The organism is Streptomyces roseoverticillatus, from assembly GCF_000719265.1.
Lineage (GTDB): Bacteria > Actinomycetota > Actinomycetes > Streptomycetales > Streptomycetaceae > Streptomyces > Streptomyces roseoverticillatus.
In genome coordinates, this window is the sequence record NZ_JOFL01000023.1 from 36,657 (window position 1) to 52,932 (window position 16,276).

Sequence of the window (16,276 nt, forward strand, 5' to 3'; positions counted from 1 at the left end):
ATCCTCCCCCATCGTTGATCGTTGGTCCGTACGGTCCCGACCGCGAGGGGGAGAACCGAACATGCCGATCAGCCGCAGACTGCTCTTGGCCGGGGGTGCGGGCATCGCACTGACCGGGTGCGGGTCCAATACGGGGCGCGGCGGGGAGGAGGGGCCGGGCCGGCCCCGGCTCTCCCACTGGTACCACCAGTACGGCGAGCCGGGCACGCGGCAGGCGGTGGGCCGGTACGCCGCCGCGTACAAGGACGCCGCCGTGCGGATCGAGTGGCGGCCCGGGAACTACGACCAGCAGACCGCCGCCGCCCTGCTGACGGACTCCGGGCCGGACGTCTTCGAGGTGGCCGGCCCGACGGTCGAGCAGATCCAGGCCGGCCAGGTGACCGACCTGACCGGCCTGCTGAAGGACGTCAAGGGCGAATTCGACCCCGTGATCCTCGCGCCCCGGACCTACCGGGACCGCGTCTGGGGCATCCCCCAGCTCGTCGACACCCAGCTGCTCTACTACCGCAGGAGCATGCTGGACGCGGCGGGCGTGCGGCCGCCGCAGTCGCTGGACGAGCTCGTGGACGCCGCCCGGCGGCTGACGCGCAAGGACGTCAAGGGGCTCTTCCTGGGCAACTCCGGCGGCGCGGGCGCCCTGGGCGGCACGCCGCTGTACGCGGCCGGGCTGTCCCTCGTCACCCCCGGCGGACAGGTGGGCTTCGACGACCCGGCCGCGGCGCGCACCCTCGGCAAGCTGCGCCGGTTCCACACCGACGGCTCGCTGCTGCTGGGCGCGCCCACCGACTGGTTCAACCCGGCGTCCTTCACCCAGGGGCTGGCCGCGATGCAGTGGTGCGGGCTGTGGGCGCTGCCGCAGGTGAAGAAGGCCCTCGGGGACGACTTCGGGGTGCTTCCCTTCCCGCCGGACGGGCCGGCCGGGCGGCCGTCCGTGCCCGTGGGCGCGTGGGCGGCGGCCGTCAGCAGCCGCAGCGCGCACCGGGAGGCGGCCGAGGCGTACGTGAAGTGGCTGTGGGTCGAGCGCACCGACTACCAGCAGGACTTCGCACAGTCCTACGGGCTGCACATCCCCGCCCGCGCCTCCCTCGCCGCCCGGGCCGACCGGCTGAAGTCCGGGGCGGCCGCGGAGGCCGTGCGCTTCACCAAGGAACACGGCTACGCGCGGCCCCTTTTGTGGACGGAAGCGAGCCAAACCGCCTATCTGGATGCCCTCAGCCGCATCACCCGGGAGGGCGCCGACCCCGGCAGCGAGCTCAAGGCGGTGGTGCGCAAGGCGAGCGCCGAGCTGCACCGCGTACGGAGCCGCGGCTGATGCCCGCGGCCCCGCGCCGCCTCCCCGCCGCCCGGCAGCGGCACCGCGCGCTGTGGTTCTGGGCCTTCGTGGGCCCCTTCGCCGCGGGGCTCGCCCTCTTCACCTACGTACCGCTCGCCTGGAGCGTGTACCTGAGCTTCTTCGACGCCCACAACACCGTCTCTCCCACCGAGTTCGTCCGGCTGGACAACTACGCGACGCTGCTGGCCGACGCCTCCTTCCGCTCCTCGCTCGTGACCTTCGCGGTCTTCAGCGCCTTCATCGTGCCGGCCACGTACGCGCTGTCCCTGGGGCTGGCGCTCGCGGTCAACCGGCTGCGCGCGGGCCGGGCGTTCTTCCGGTCGGTCTTCTTCCTCCCCACGGCGTGCAGCTACGTCGTGGCGGCCACGGTGTGGAAGCTGTCGGTGTTCAACGGAGTGCGCTTCGGGCTGGCCAACACCGTCCTCGGCTGGTTCGGGGCCGAGCCGGTGGCCTGGCTGGCCGCCACCGACCCGCCCTGGTACTGGCTGGTCATCGTCACCGTTCGGCTGTGGCTCCAGGCGGGGTTCTACATGGTGCTGTTCCTGGCCGGCCTCCAGCGCATCCCGCCGCGGCTGTACGAGGCGGCGGCCCTGGACGGCGCCCGGCCCGGCTGGCAGACCTTCCGCCACATCACGTTCCCGGCGCTGCGCAGCACCTCGGTGGCCGTGGTGCTGCTGCTGATCATCAACGCCTTCCAGGCGTTCGACGAGTTCTACAACCTCCTGTCGGACCAGCGCGGCTACCCGCCCTACGCCCGGCCGCCGCTGGTCCACCTGTACTACCTCGCCCTCGGCCAGGGGCAGGACCTGGGGCTGGGCAGTGCCGGGGCGGTGCTGCTGGCGCTGATCATCGCCGTGGTGACGGTCGTGCAGGCCCGCTGGTCGGGGCTCGGCCGGAGAGAGGACTGACGACGTGGACGACGCCCTCGTACGCACCGGGCGGGCCCTGCGGCTGATGCTGCTGACGGCCCTCGCCGTGCTGTTCCTCATCCCCTTCTACCTGCTGGTGCGCGGCGGCCTGGCCTCCGAGGAGGAGATCACCGCACCCGGCTGGACGCTCTTCCCCACCAGCCCGCACTGGTCGAACGTGCGCGAGCTGTTCACCGACCCGGACGTGCCGATGGCCCGGGCCCTGCTGAACTCCTCGCTGATCGCGGTGGCCACCACGCTGGGCACGCTGCTGCTGGCCTCGCTCGCGGGCTACGGGCTGGCCCGCATCCCCTACCGGCACGCCGACGCCGTCTTCTACGCGATCCTGGGCACCCTGCTGGTGCCGGCGGCGGTCACCTTCGTGCCGTCGTTCGTGCTGGTGTCGTCGCTGGGCTGGGTCTCCAGCCTGCGCGGGCTGATCGTGCCGACGCTCTTCAGCGCCTTCGCGTGCTTCGTCTTCCGCCAGTACTTCCTGGGCTTCCCGCGGGAGCTGGAGGACGCGGCGCAGGTCGACGGGCTGGGGTACTGGCGCACGTACTGGCGGGTCGTGGTGCCCAACTCCCGGCCGGTCTTCGCGGCCGTGGGCACGATCGTCTTCATCGGGGCGTGGAACGCGTTCCTGTGGCCGCTGGTGATCGGGCAGGGCCGCGACTCGTGGACGGTGCAGGTGGCCCTGTCGACGTTCACCACGGCCCAGACCGTTCAGATCCACGAGCTGTTCGTCGCGGCCGCGGTCTCGATCCTCCCGCTGCTGCTCGTCTTCCTGCTCTTGCAGCGCTACATCGTTGCGGGGGTCGAACGTTCGGGGATCGACGACTGAGGCGCCCTCTGCGCGAGCTGCGTCGTCTTGTGACCGCCGCGCAGGAGGGCCGCGCCCAGGGGCGTCAGGGTGTGCATCACCGCGCTGCCGTTGCGCAGCGTCAGGACCAGGCCCGCCTCGCGCAGCACGCCCGCGTGCTGGCTGGCCGAGGCCGCGGACACGCCGACGCGGCGGGCGAGTTCGCTGGTGGTGCAGCCGCCGCCGATGGAGCCGAGGACCGCCGAGCGGGTGTGCCCGACGAGCTTGCCGAGCGAGCGCGGCGCGGTCGGCACGGCGGGCGCGGACTCCGACATGTGCCGGGCGGGGTAGACGAGGACCGGGGTGAGCTCGGGGTCCTGGTAGGTGACGGGCGTGCGCCGGCAGAAGAAGGAGGGAACCAGCAGCAGCCCGCGGCCGTTGAGGTGGACGTCGCGGTCGACGGGGTAGTCGGCTTCCAGGACGGGCGCGCGCCAGCGCATCATGGGCGGCAGTGAGGAGAGCAGGGCGTCCGCGCCGCCGTCCAGCAGGGCCCGGCCGCGCACGGCCCGGTCGGCCTCGATCTGGGCCTGGATGTGCTGCCAGTAGGGTGCTATCGCGGCGTCGTGGTAGGCCTGGAGCGCGCCGGTGAGCTTGGCGTAGGCGCGCTCGTCGCCCTCGGCCATGGATCGTATCCAAGCGGGGAGCGTCCGGGCCGTGGAGAGCCGGCCGAGCTCGCGGTGCACCCGCTCGCCCGGCGTCTCGCGCAGGGCCTGCATGCCGGAGTCGAGTCCGAGTACCCCTTCGGGGGGCGTGAGGAAGTCCGGAAAATACCCGCGGGAAGGCACCAGCGGGGCGAGAAGCCGAGTTTCACCATTCAACCTGGCCCGGGTTTCCGAGCGCCAATCCCCGAAGATCGACTCGCCTTGTTTGTCCCGGAGCCGGTGGAGGCTCAATACGGTTTCCCAGAGTGCGTCCGGGTCTCCGGCCAGGCGCAACCGGGCCAGATCGAGTCCAGTGAAATGGACGCGCAGCACCAAACCCCCACATGAGACATCCGCAACCACCCCCCGCTCACTGAGTATGCACACCGATACGAGCTGTTACCACGCCCTTTTGGCCACAGTTGAAAGGACTCGCGGGGAACGTGGGGGAAGCGAAATGCTATTCACGCACTCGGGGCCGCGCCCCGCTCGTTCCCGTGGGGGGTGGCGAGCGAAAAAGCGGCCGCTGAGTATGCGAGTTGCCGCCCGAGCCGATGCGGGCGGCAACAACTCCCGGTGGGGGAGTAAAGAGGGGCGGCGCTCCCGCACGGGCGCCGCCCCTTCGCCCTGTCCGGCACAGGGAAGCCACAGGTCGGGCACATCTCGGGCGCAGGATCACCACGGGATGACCACCTACCGGTAACCCCGGCGTCATGTGCCGGAGACGCTGCCGCCCCATCTCGCGCCTCACGGGCCCCATGGGAGCGGCGGAATCCGGCCACCGGGGTTCCGGATGAAGGGCCTTGGTCCGTACCGGACGGTCCGTGCGAAGGGGCGGCCCCCCGCACGGGAGCCGCCCCTTCGAGGTGCTGGAGCCGCCGCCGGGGCTGAGGGTCGGGGTCGCCCGGGCGGCGGCTCCGCCGCGCCGTCCCGGTTCGTGCCGGGCCGGCGCGGCAGCCGCGTCAGCGGCTGTCCGAGCCCCCCTTGCCGAGCGCGGCCGCACGGCCGGCCTCCAGGCGTGCCACGGGGATGCGGAAGGGGGAGCAGGAGACGTAGTCCAGGCCCACCTCGTGGAAGAAGTGCACCGAGTCCGGGTCGCCGCCGTGCTCGCCGCACACCCCGAGCTTGAGGTCGGGGCGGGTGGCCCGGCCGGCCTCGGCGGCGGCCCGTACGAGCGAGCCCACGCCGTCCCGGTCGATGGTCTCGAAGGGGCTGACGCCGAAGATGCCCTTCTCCAGGTAGGCGGTGAAGAAGCTCGCCTCGACGTCGTCGCGGGAGAAGCCCCACACGGTCTGGGTCAGGTCGTTGGTGCCGAAGGAGAAGAACTCGGCGGCCTCGGCGATCTGACCGGCCGTGAGCGCGGCGCGGGGCAGCTCGATCATGGTGCCCAGGGGGAGCCGCAGGCCGGTGCCGGCGGCCTGCTCGACCTCGGCGATGACCCGCTCGGCCTCCTCGCGGACGATCTCCAGCTCCTGGACGGTGCCCACCAGCGGAATCATGATCTCGGCGCGCGGGTCGCCGCCCGCGTTCAGCCGCTCGGCCGCGGCCTCGGCGATGGCCCGTACCTGCATGGCGAACAGGCCCGGGATGACGAGGCCGAGGCGGACGCCGCGCAGGCCGAGCATCGGGTTCTGCTCGTGCAGCTTGTGCACGGCCTGCAGCAGGCGCAGCTCGTTCTCGTGCGCCTCCTCGCGGGCCTCGGCGAGCGCGACCCGCACCGACAGCTCGGTGATGTCGGGCAGGAACTCGTGCAGCGGCGGGTCGAGCAGGCGCACCGTGACGGGCAGCCCGTCCATGGCCTCGAAGAGCTCCACGAAGTCGGACTTCTGCAGCGGCAGCAGGGCCTTGAGGGCCTCGTCGCGCTCGTCCTCGTGGTCGGCCAGGATCAGCCGCTCGACCATCTCGCGGCGCTCGCCGAGGAACATGTGCTCGGTGCGGCACAGGCCGATGCCCTGGGCGCCGAAGCGGCGGGCGCGGGCGGCGTCCTCGGCGTTGTCGGCGTTGGCCCGGACCTGCAGGCGGCGCCCGCCGTCCGCGTAGGTCATCACGCGGTGCACGGCCTTGACGAGCTCGTCGGCGTCCTGCGCGGCGCCGTCCGTGCGGCCCTCGAAGTACTCGACGACCGGGGACGGCACGACGGGCACCTCGCCGAGGTAGACCTTGCCGGTGGAGCCGTCGATGGAGACGACCTCGCCCTCCTCGATGACGACGCCGCCCGGCGCGGTCATCCGGCGGCGCTTGGTGTCGACCTCCAGCTCCTCCGCGCCGCAGACGCAGGTCTTGCCCATGCCGCGGGCGACGACGGCGGCGTGCGAGGTCTTGCCGCCGCGGGAGGTGAGGATGCCCTCGGACGCGATCATGCCGTCGAGGTCGTCGGGGTTGGTCTCGCGGCGGATCAGGATGACCTTCTCGCCCGAGCGCGACCACTTCACGGCGGTGTAGGAGTCGAAGACGGCCTTGCCGACGGCGGCACCGGGCGAGGCGGCGATGCCCCGGCCGAGCAGGTTGGTCTTCGCCTTCTCGTCGAAGCGCGGGAACATCAGCATCGCCAGCTGGGCGCCGGTGACGCGCTGCAGCGCCTCGGCCTCGTCGATCAGGCCCTGGTCGACGAGCTGGGTGGCGATGCGGAAGGCGGCGCCCGCGGTGCGCTTGCCGACGCGGGTCTGCAGCATCCACAGCTTGCCGCGCTCGATGGTGAACTCGATGTCGCACAGGTCCTTGTAGTGCGTCTCGAGCGTCTCCATGATCTGCATCAGCTGGGCGTAGGACGCCTTGTCGATGCGCTCCAGGTCGGCGAGCGGCACGGTGTTGCGGATGCCCGCGACGACGTCCTCGCCCTGGGCGTTCTGCAGGTAGTCGCCGTAGACGCCCTGGTGGCCGCTGGCGGGGTCGCGGGTGAAGGCGACGCCGGTGCCGGAGTCGGGGCCGAGGTTGCCGAAGACCATGGAGCAGATGTTGACGGCGGTGCCGAGGTCGCCGGGGATGCGCTCCTGGCGGCGGTAGAGCTTGGCGCGGTCGCCGTTCCACGAGTCGAAGACCGCCCGGACGGCGAGGTCCATCTGCTCGCGCGGCTCCTGCGGGAAGTCCCGGCCGGTCTCCTTGGCGACGATGCCCTTGAACTCCTCGACCAGACGCTTGAGGTCGGCGGCGCCGAGCTCGACGTCCGTGGTGACGCCCTTGGCGCGCTTGGCCTCGTCGAGCGCCTCCTCGAAGAGCTCGCCGTCGACGCCGAGCACGGTCTTGCCGAACATCTGGATGAGGCGCCGGTAGGAGTCCCAGGCGAAGCGCTCCTCGCCGGCCTGGGCGGCGAGCCCGGCCACGGAGGCGTCGGAGAGCCCGATGTTGAGGACGGTGTCCATCATGCCGGGCATGGAGAACTTGGCGCCCGACCGGACCGAGACCAGCAGCGGGTCGTCCGCCTGCCCCAGCTTCTTGCCCATCCGCTTCTCGAGGGCCCCGAGGTGGGCCGAGACCTCGTCGCGCAGGGCCGTGGGCTCGCTGCCGCTGTCGAGGTAGACCTTGCAGGCTTCGGTGGTGATGGTGAAGCCGGGGGGAACGGGCAGGCCGAGGTTGGTCATCTCGGCGAGGTTGGCGCCCTTCCCGCCGAGCAGGTCCTTCAGGTCCTTGTTGCCCTCGGTGAAGTCGTAGACGAACTTCTGCTGATCTGTGGTTTCCGGCACGGGACTCGACTCCTCACTGGGGTCCCCCCGTACACAGTTGGGGGAAGGCGTGCTCAAACGTGCTGACGGCGGGGAGCGTACCCAGATCGAAGGCTTATAGGGAGGTCCACCCCCCGGCCATATGGGCGTAACCGCCTGTCAGCCAGCAGATCGAAAGTCACGCCCCGGTAAAGGGTCCGGAAGCCGGTTATTCGACTTCTGAAGACAGAATGACAAACAGAAGTCGCCACATCACGGAGCGTCGACCAAATGGAGGATGCGGGGTCAAGTCATGAACGCAAGAGGGGTGGCACGCAGTGCCACCCCTCAAGAGATGCACCCCTGTGTATACCGCTCATCTGAGCGAGGTACTGATCAGGGGTGGCGAGAATCACGCCGTCGTGCGACGCATCAGCCGCCGGATGTGTCGAGTTCGGCGTCGGCACTGACGGCCGCACAGTCGTACGGGTCGTTCAGCCAGCCGTCCGGGAGCACCACGCGGTTGCGGCCCGACGTACGGCCACGGGGCCCGTCGGCGCCGGCGGGCCAGGGCTGGTCCAGGTCGAGCTCGCTCAAATGAGCGCCGAGCTCGTCCAGGGACGAGGCGACCGCCAGCTTCTTGCGCATCTCCGAGCCGACCGAGAAGCCCTTGGTGTACCAGGCCACGTGCTTGCGGAAGTCGATGACGCCGCGCTCCTCGCTCTCCAGCCACTCGCCGAGGAGCGTCGCGTGGCGCACCATCACGCGGGCCGCCTCGCGCAGCGTGGGCGCGGCGGGGGCGCCGCCGCCCTCGAAGGCCGTGACGAGGTCGCCGAAGAGCCAGGGGCGCCCGAGGCAGCCGCGGCCGACGACGACGCCGTCGCAGCCGGTCTCGCGCATCATCCGCACGGCGTCCTCCGCCGACCAGATGTCGCCGTTTCCGAGCACGGGGATCTCCGGCACGGTCTCCTTCAGCCGGGCTATGGCCTCCCAGTCGGCGGTGCCGCCGTAGTGCTGGGCCGCCGTGCGGCCGTGCAGGGCGATGGCCGTGACGCCCTCCTCGACGGCGATCCGGCCGGCGTCGAGGTAGGTGATGTGGTCCTCGTCGATGCCCTTGCGCATCTTCATGGTGACGGGGAGGGAGCCGGCGTTGCCGACGGCCTCGCGCAGGATCGAGCGGAGCAGGTTGCGCTTGTACGGGAGCGCCGAGCCGCCGCCCTTGCGGGTGACCTTGGGGACGGGGCAGCCGAAGTTGAGGTCGATGTGGTCGGCCAGGTCCTCGTCCACGATCATGCGGACGGCCTTGCCGACGGTGACCGGGTCGACGCCGTAGAGCTGGATCGACCGGGGCTTCTCGGTGCCGTCGAAGTGGATCAGACGCATGGTCTTGGCGTCGCGCTCGACCAGGGCCCGGGTGGTGATCATCTCGCTGACGAACAGCCCCTTGCCGCCCGAGAACTCTCGGCACAGCGTGCGGAAGGGTGCGTTCGTGATGCCCGCCATGGGGGCGAGGACCACCGGCGGCCACACGGTGTGCGGGCCGATCTGGAGCGGCGTGGCGGCGTCATGCGTCATGGCTCCATTGTCGCGTACCGCCATGGAGCGTTTAGTTGTACTCTTTAAATCATTGGAGATGTACAACTATCTGTTGTGCGCCCGTACCCCAGGGGGTCCCCCGTGCCCGAGCTCTCCCGGCGCCGCCGGCTGCTGGTCCTCGCCATCTGTTGCACGAGTCTGCTGATGGTGAGCCTCGACAACACGATCCTGAACGTGGCGCTGCCGTCCATGCAGCGCGACCTGCACACCACCGTCCCCGGCCTGCAGTGGACGATCGACGCCTACACGCTCGTCCTGGCCTCGCTGCTGATGCTCGCCGGCTCGACCGCCGACCGGCTGGGCCGCCGGCGGGTCTTCCAGGCGGGGCTGGTGCTCTTCACCGCGGGGTCCGTGCTGTGCAGCCTGGCGCCGGGGCTCGGCTGGCTCGTCGCCTTCCGCATGGTGCAGGCCGTGGGCGGCTCGATGCTCAACCCCGTCGCCATGTCGATCATCACCAACACCTTCACCGACCCGCGGGAGCGGGCCCGCGCGATAGGGGTGTGGGGCGGCGTCGTCGGCATCAGCATGGCGGCCGGGCCGGTCATCGGCGGGGCGCTCGTCGAGACCACCGGCTGGCGGGCCATCTTCTGGATCAACCTGCCGGTGGGGCTGGCCGCGCTCGCGATGACCGCCCGGTACGTGCCCGAGTCGCGCGCGCCCAAGCCGCGCCGCCCCGACCCCGTCGGCCAGGCGCTGATGATCGTGCTGCTCGGCTCGCTCACGTACGGGATCATCGAGGGCTCCGCGGCGGGCTGGGCCTCGCCCCTCATCCTCGGCTGCTTCGCCGCCGCCGGCTGCGCCCTGGCCGGGCTCGTCGCCTACGAGCGGCGGCGCGCCGAACCGCTGATCGAGCCGCGGCTCTTCCGGAGCGCGCCCTTCAGCGGGGCCACGGTGGTGGCGGTGAGCGCCTTCGCGGCGCTGGGCGGCTTCCTCTTCCTCAACACGCTGTACCTGCAGAACGACCGGGGCCTGTCCGCACTGGACGCCGGCCTGTACATGCTGCCCATGGCCGTGATGTGCCTGGTGTTCGCGCCGCTGTCGGGCCGGCTGGTGGGAGCCCGCGGGCCGCGGCTGCCGCTGGTGCTCGCGGGGGCGGCGATGACGGCGAGCGGCGTGCTCGTGGCGGCGAGCGGCGCGGGCACCTCCGCCGGCTCCTCCGGCCTGCTGCTGTTCTCCGCGTACGTCCTCTTCGGCATCGGCTTCGGCCTGGTGAACGCGCCCATCACCAACACCGCCGTCTCCGGTCTGCCGCGCTCCCGGGCCGGCGTCGCGGCCGCCGTCGCCTCGACCAGCCGGCAGGTCGGCAGCTCGCTGGGCGTCGCGGTGATCGGCGCGGCGGTCGCGGCGGGAATGCGGGAGACGGGCTGGTGGATCGTCACGGGCTGCGGCGCGGCCGTGCTCGTGGTCGGTACGATCACCACCGGCCGCTGGGCCGCCCGGACCGCCGAGCGGGCCGCGGCCCGGACCGGCCTCCCCTCCGAGCAGAGCAGGATCCCGGTGACACCATGACCGCGCACGACACGCACGCCGCTACGGCGGAGCGCGCCTGGGGCCAGCTGCGGGAGATCGTCCTCGGCGGCAACGAACGCCGCAAGGAGGTCGTCGACGCCCTCGGCATGAGCTTCTTCCGCATCAAGGCCCTGCGGCGCATCGCCCGCGGCCCCCTCACCCTCCGCGAGCTGGCCGAGCAGCTGCTGACGGACCGCCCGTACGCGACGCTGGTCGTGGACGACCTGGCGGGCCGCGGCCTGGTGGAGCGCACCGCCAACCCCGCCGACCGCCGCTCGAAGATCGTCTCGGTCACCCCGGCGGGCAAGGAGCTGGCGGCCCGGGCGGAGCGCATCCTGGGCACGCCGCCGCCGGCCCTGCTGGCGCTGCCGGCGGAGGACCTGGCGGAGCTGGAGCGGATCACCTCGCGGTTGGCGACCTACGGTTCGTGAGAGAACAGGTGGTTGCTGCGGCCACGTAGGCCGCCGGACCCTCGCCGTAGCAGTTGCTCACCGTAACGGCGGAAGAGAAACCGCCCGCCGCAACGGCGAGCAACCACGGCGTGGGAGACCGGCGGCGCCGGACCACCCCGGCCCGTAGAACGGCTACGCGCCCCGCGCGAGCGCGCTCAGCTTCTCCAGCCTCTCCCGCGTGACGTCGTCCGCCGGGGTGAGCGTGAGCAGCCGGCCGCCCGGGTGGGGGCCGGTCCACAGGCTGGTGATGTTGAGGCGGAGCTCGCCCACCTCCGGGTGGCGGTGGCCGCGCATCCGGGGCGACGTGATCGGGGCGACCTCGTGGCGGGCCCAGATCATGCGGAACTCCGGGGAGGCCGCCAGCAGCTTGGCCAGGAAGCGCTCCCACGCCGGCTCCCCGAGGTGTTCCGCCATCGAGGCGCGGAACCTGGCCGCCATCGCGCGGGTCGTCTCCTCCAGGTCGGCGAGCGTCGCGCGGACCTCGGCGTTGGTGAACGCGAGCCACATGCAGTTGCGGTCCTCGCGGGGCAGCTTGTCGAGGTCGCACATGAGCGCGCTGTACGTGCGGTTGTAGGCGAGGAGGTCGTACCGCGAGTTCTGGATGACGGCGGGGAACGGCTCCAGCTGATCCAGCATCATCCGCAGGTCCGCGGAGACCCCCGGGCAGTCGGCCTCCGGCATCGGGTCGACCGCGTTGGCCAGCGCGAAGAGGTGGCTGCGCTCGCTGCGGTCGAGCTGCAGGGCGCGGGCGACGGCGTCCAGGACCTGCGGTGAGACCTTGATGTCGCGGGCCTGCTCCAGCCACGTGTACCAGGTGACGCCCACCGCGGCGAGGTGCGCCACCTCCTCCCGGCGCAGGCCGGGCGTGCGCCGCCGCGGCCCGCGCGGCAGGCCCGCCTGCTCGGGGGAGACGCGCTCGCGGCGGCTGCGCAGGAACGCGGCCAGCTCCCCGCGGCGGACGTCGTCGGCGGTGGGCGCGGAGGGGACGGGCATCGCGGAGGGGACGGGCGTGCGGGGAAGGGTCCGGGGCTCCTGCAGCATCGTGGTCATGCCTCCAGCGTGCGCGAGGCCTGCGGCCTGTTCCAGGTAGTGCCGGTACCAGGATAAGGACGCTCTGGTACCGGGCTGGGCGAGCAGCCATTGTCGATCCTGTGAGCGATACCCGAACAACTCCCCCTGTCACCGAATCCGTTGCGACGCCCGCCGGAGGATCCCTCCGGCCCTCCTCCCCCGCCCTCACCCCCCTCGGCCTGTTCACCGTGCTGACCGGCGCGGCGCTGCCGATGATCGACTTCTTCATCGTCAACGTCGCCCTGCCCGCCATCGACCACGACCTGCACGCCGGCCCGGCCCTGCTGGAGATGGTCGTGGGCGGCTACGGGGTCGCCTACGCCGTGCTGCTGGTGCTCGGCGGGCGGCTGGGCGACATGGTGGGCAGGCGCCGGCTGTTTATGTGGGGCACGGCGGCGTTCGGCGTGACGTCGGTGGCGTGCGGCCTCGCGCCGGGAGCCTGGTGGCTGGTGGCCGCGCGCATCGCGCAGGGCGCGGCGTCCGCGCTGATGCTGCCGCAGGTGCTGGCGACGATCCAGGCCACGACGAGCGGGGCGGGCCGGGCCAGGGCGCTCAGCTTCTACAGCGGCACGTCCGGGATCTCCGCCTCGGTCGGCCAGGTGCTGGGCGGGGTGCTGGTCGCCGCGAACGTGGCCGGCACCGGCTGGCGGTCGATCTTCCTGGTGAACGCGCCGGTCGCGGCGGTCGCCCTGATCCTGGCCGCCCGCGCGGTGCCCGAGACCCGCTCCACGCACCCGACGCGGGTGGACGGCCTGGGCACGGTGCTGCTGTCGCTGTCGCTGATCTCCTTGCTGGTGCCGCTGACGGAGGGCAGGGCGACGGGCTGGCCGGTGTGGTCGTGGGCGCTGCTGGTGGTCTTCCCGTTCGCGGCGGTGGCGTTCGCCGTCACGGAGCGGCGCCTGGAGCGGGCAGGACGGGCAGGGAAGGCCGGGCGGACGCCGCTGGTGCCGCCGTCGCTGCTGCGGGTGCGGTCGGTGCGGACGGGGCTGGCCGTGGTGGTGCCGTTCTCGCTGGGCTGGGGCGGCTTCATGTTCGTCCTCGCGGTGGTGCTGCAGGAGGGGCTGCGGCTGGGCCCGCTGGCGGCGGGGCTGGCGCTGGTGCCGATGTGCGTGACGTTCTTCGCGGGCTCGCTGGCCGGGCCCCGGCTCTTCAGCCGGTACGGGCGGCGGGCCGTCACGGCCGGGGCGCTGATCCAGGGCGTGGGCCTGCTGGGGGTGGCCGCGGCCTTCTACTGGGGCTGGGAGGGGCGCGACATCTGGGGCCCGTGCGCGGCGATGGCCGTCCAGGGGCTGGGCCAGGGCCTGCTGCTGCCGCTGACGCTGCGGACGGTGCTGAGCGAGGTGCCGGTGGCGCAGGCGGGCGTGGGCAGCGGGGTCATGGTCACCACGCAGCAGTCGTTCATGGCGCTGGGCGTGGCCACGCTCGGGTCGCTGTTCCTGACGCTGTCGGAGTCGCTGGGCATGCGGGACGCGCTCGCCGTGACGCTGGGGGTGCAGGTGGTGGCGGTGGTGGCGTCGGCGCTGCTCACGCTGCGGATGCCGCGTACGGAGGCCTGAGCCGGGGCCCGGACCGGTGGGCCGACATGGGGATGGACTGACAGATATTGAAATCTGTCAGTCCATGTGTCACTCTTCAAGGGAGCCGCAATCCTGCTTACCCGCTTATGGGTGGATTGCACTGATATTTCCGCGTTTCCCGCCTCCCTCCCGAAGGAGCTCCCGTGCAGCACCGCACCCTCGGCACCACCGGCCCCCGGGTCTCCGCGCTCGGCCTCGGCGCGATGGGCATGTCCGCCCTCTACGGCGAAGCCGACCGCGCCGAGTCCATCGCCACGATCCACGCCGCCCTCGACGCCGGCGTCACCCTGATCGACACCGGCGACTTCTACGGCATGGGCCACAACGAACTGCTCATCGGCGAAGCCCTGCGCACCGCCGGCGAGGCGTCCCGCGCCAAGGCGCTCACCAGCGTCAAGTTCGGCGCCCTGCGCGACCCGGACGGCGGCTGGTCCGGCTACGACGGCCGCCCCGCCGCCGTGAAGAACTTCGCCGCCTACTCCCTGCAGCGCCTCGGCACCGACCACATCGACGTCTACCGCATCGCCCGCGTCGACCCCGACGTGCCGATCGAGGAGACCGTCGGCGCCATCGCCGAGCTCGTCGAGGCCGGCCACGTGCGCCACATCGGCCTCTCCGAGGTGGGCCCTGACACCCTGCGCCGGGCCGCGGCCGTCGCACCCATCTCCGACCTGCAGATCGAGTACTCGCTGATCTCCCGCGGCATCGAGGACCGGATCCTGCCCACCGCGCGCGAGCTCGGCATCGGCGTCACCGCGTACGGCGTGCTCTCGCGCGGCCTGATCAGCGGCCACTTCGACCGCGACCGGCAGCTCGGCGCGGGCGACTTCCGCGGCATGAGCCCGCGCTTCCAGGGCGAGAACCTCCAGCGCAACCTCGACCTCGTCGACGCCCTGCGCAAGGTCGCCGAGGGCAAGGGCGCGTCCGTCGCGCAGACCGCCATCGCCTGGGTCCTCACCCAGGGCGAGGACATCGTGCCCCTCGTCGGCGCCCGCCGCCGCGACCGCCTCACGGAGGCGCTCGGCGCGCTCGACCTGACCCTGGACGCGGCCGACCTCGCCGCGATCGAAGAGGCGGTCCCCGCCGGCGCCGCGTCCGGTGCGCGCTACCCGGAGTCCCAGATGGCCCACCTCGACAGCGAACGGTGACGTGAGCCCTGCGGGCGGCTCCCGGACGGCCCCTGCCGGGGCCCGGTCCGGCACCGCCGGAATCCACCGCGGTGGGTTGCGCGCCGCGGCGGCGGAAGACCATTCCGCTTCCTGCCTCCGGGCAAGGAATCCCGCCGCGACGGCGAGAAGCCGGACGGCGCGTCCCGGCGGTGCCGTGCAGCCCCGGCCCGAGGCCGGTCCGGCACCGCCGGGATCCACCGCGGTGGCTGCGCGCCGCGGCGGCGGAGGCAGAGAGGCACGGCCTCTCCCTGTTCCCTGCCGCAAGGCAGAAAGCCCGCGACGGCGCGCAACCCCCACCGGAGGTGACCGGCGGTGCCCGGCCGGCCGATGCGGCCACCGCCCCGCGCCCCCGGGGACCGGCCCGGTACCGTCCATATGGGCGCATCACCGGGACCGCCCGCCCCCAGCCGAAAGGTACGAGCCCGCATGCCGCCCGAGCCGCTGACACCCGAGCGCATCCTCGAAGCCACCGAGGACGTGCTGCGCCGCTACGGCCCCGCCAAGGCCACCGTGGTCGACGTCGCCCGCGCGCTGGGCGTCAGCCACGGCAGCGTCTACCGGCACTTCGGCAGCAAGGCCGCCCTGCGGGAGGCCGTCACGCAGCGCTGGCTGGACCTGTCGCACGCGGAGCTGTCGGCCGTCGCCGGCGCGGAGGGCCCCGCCGGGCCGCGCCTGCGCGCCTGGCTCACGGCACTGTTCGCCGCGAAGCGGCGCAAGGCGGGGGGCGACCCGGAGCTGTTCGCCACGTACATGGTTCTCGTGGGCGAGAACAGTGCCACCGTCGACCGGCACATCGAGACGATGATCGGCCAGCTCGCGCAGATCGTGGAAAGCGGCACCCGCAGCGGCGAGTTCGCCACGACCGACCCCATGGGCACGGCCCGCGCCCTGTGGGACGCCACGAACCGCTTCCACGACCCCGCGTACGCCGCGGACTGGTCGCTCCCGGGGATCGACGCGGCGTTCGACGCGGTCTGCGACCTGGTGCTGCGCGGCTTGCGCCCGGCCTGAGCGGACCTCAATCGCCGGTAACCGCCGGGCGGGCTTCCTCGCGCGCGGCCGGGCGGTGGCCGAGAAGGGCCCGGCAGACGTGAGCGAGGCTGTTCACGTGCTCGGCGGCGGACCGCAGCCCCGCACCGGGTCCGTCGAGGAGCACGGCGCGGGCGCGGGCGAGCGTGAACCTTCGCATGGCCCAGTCCTTGCTCACGGGGCCCGGACAGGCGGTCTGCGCAGCGACGACGGGCAGCAGGGCGTGAATGTGCCGACGGAGGTCCGCTTCGAGCTCCTTGAGCTCGGTGTGCGTCGGAAGTACGGGAGTGTTGAGGGCGCGGTCGATGGTGCGGTTGATGTGATCGGCGTCGATGAGGTCGGGCATGGGGTTCCTCGCCGTTGGGTGGTGGGTGCTCAGCCTTGGTGAGAGCGTCTCGTTAGAGACCGTTCGATTCGAGGACTCTTGGAGGACGCTAGAAGGACTCTCAGGGGACCTCGATAGACCCAAGTGGGTGACCTCATCAGGCCTTGCC

General features: G+C 72.3%; 13 protein-coding genes. 8 read left to right on the top strand and 5 right to left on the bottom strand.

Annotated elements, in window-relative coordinates:
* Nucleotides 1–61 precede the first annotated feature (61 nt).
* Genes IF61_RS0125395 through IF61_RS0125405 form a run of 3 tightly spaced genes read left to right on the top strand, consistent with a single transcriptional unit; the run spans nt 62 to nt 3,082 of the window.
* Nucleotides 62–1,312, top strand: coding sequence for an ABC transporter substrate-binding protein (locus IF61_RS0125395; protein WP_030368855.1), 1,251 nt, complete (start codon nt 62–64; stop codon nt 1,310–1,312).
* Nucleotides 1,312–2,241 (top strand): carbohydrate ABC transporter permease, encoded by a 930-nt coding sequence (locus IF61_RS0125400; RefSeq protein ID WP_030368856.1) that lies wholly within the window; start codon nt 1,312–1,314, stop codon nt 2,239–2,241. Before IF61_RS0125395 ends, IF61_RS0125400 begins: the two co-directional genes overlap by 1 nt.
* A 4-nt stretch (nt 2,242–2,245) precedes the next feature.
* The gene (locus IF61_RS0125405; RefSeq protein ID WP_030368857.1) at nt 2,246–3,082 is read left to right on the top strand and encodes a carbohydrate ABC transporter permease; all 837 of its coding nucleotides are present in this window, start codon (nt 2,246–2,248) and stop codon (nt 3,080–3,082) included.
* Here the strand turns inward: IF61_RS0125405 and IF61_RS32665 are convergent.
* The 3 genes from IF61_RS32665 to dusB all read right to left on the bottom strand — a co-directional run bounded on the left by IF61_RS32665 (nt 3,040) and on the right by dusB (nt 8,954).
* Nucleotides 3,040–4,074, bottom strand: coding sequence for an ArsR/SmtB family transcription factor (locus IF61_RS32665; protein WP_030368858.1), 1,035 nt, complete (start codon nt 4,072–4,074; stop codon nt 3,040–3,042). The two genes, IF61_RS0125405 and IF61_RS32665, sit on opposite strands and share 43 nt — an antisense overlap.
* Before the next feature lie 629 nt (nt 4,075–4,703).
* Entirely contained in the window at nt 4,704–7,421 is a 2,718-nt protein-coding gene (gene ppdK, locus IF61_RS0125415; protein WP_030368859.1) for a pyruvate, phosphate dikinase, read from the bottom strand.
* 390 nt (nt 7,422–7,811) lie between these two features.
* Complete coding sequence (dusB, locus tag IF61_RS0125420) at nt 7,812–8,954, bottom strand: tRNA dihydrouridine synthase DusB (protein WP_030368860.1); 1,143 nt, start codon at nt 8,952–8,954, stop codon at nt 7,812–7,814.
* Between the two features lie 102 nt (nt 8,955–9,056).
* Between dusB and IF61_RS0125425 the strand changes: the two genes are divergently transcribed.
* Together IF61_RS0125425 and IF61_RS0125430 are read left to right on the top strand one after the other, a co-directional pair.
* Nucleotides 9,057–10,484: an MFS transporter gene (locus IF61_RS0125425; RefSeq protein WP_030368861.1), complete on the top strand. Its 1,428-nt coding sequence runs from the start codon at nt 9,057–9,059 to the stop codon at nt 10,482–10,484.
* The gene (locus IF61_RS0125430) at nt 10,481–10,915 is read left to right on the top strand and encodes a MarR family winged helix-turn-helix transcriptional regulator (protein ID WP_043190674.1); all 435 of its coding nucleotides are present in this window, start codon (nt 10,481–10,483) and stop codon (nt 10,913–10,915) included. The genes IF61_RS0125425 and IF61_RS0125430 overlap by 4 nt, the downstream gene beginning before the upstream one ends.
* A gap of 153 nt (nt 10,916–11,068) precedes the next feature.
* Here IF61_RS0125430 and IF61_RS0125435 read toward each other — a convergent pair whose 3' ends face one another.
* Entirely contained in the window at nt 11,069–11,986 is a 918-nt protein-coding gene (locus IF61_RS0125435; protein WP_078660487.1) for a helix-turn-helix transcriptional regulator, read from the bottom strand.
* Nucleotides 11,987–12,087: 101 nt separating this feature from the next.
* On the opposite strand from IF61_RS0125435, the gene IF61_RS0125440 reads away from it, so the two are divergent.
* The 3 genes from IF61_RS0125440 (at nt 12,088) to IF61_RS0125450 (ending at nt 15,764) form a co-directional block, all read left to right on the top strand.
* On the top strand, nt 12,088–13,563 hold the full coding sequence (locus tag IF61_RS0125440) for an MFS transporter (RefSeq protein ID WP_030368864.1): 1,476 nt from the start codon (nt 12,088–12,090) through the stop codon (nt 13,561–13,563).
* Nucleotides 13,564–13,727: 164 nt separating this feature from the next.
* A complete protein-coding gene (locus IF61_RS0125445; RefSeq protein WP_030368865.1) occupies nt 13,728–14,732 on the top strand; it encodes an aldo/keto reductase in 1,005 nt (334 codons plus the stop codon).
* Nucleotides 14,733–15,179: 447 nt separating this feature from the next.
* On the top strand, nt 15,180–15,764 hold the full coding sequence (locus IF61_RS0125450) for a TetR/AcrR family transcriptional regulator (protein WP_030368866.1): 585 nt from the start codon (nt 15,180–15,182) through the stop codon (nt 15,762–15,764).
* Nucleotides 15,765–15,771: 7 nt separating this feature from the next.
* Here IF61_RS0125450 and IF61_RS0125455 read toward each other — a convergent pair whose 3' ends face one another.
* Nucleotides 15,772–16,128 carry a DUF6415 family natural product biosynthesis protein gene (locus tag IF61_RS0125455; RefSeq protein ID WP_030368867.1) on the bottom strand — a complete coding sequence of 119 codons (357 nt, stop codon included), beginning with the start codon at nt 16,126–16,128 and terminating at the stop codon, nt 15,772–15,774.
* Nucleotides 16,129–16,276 lie beyond the last annotated feature (148 nt).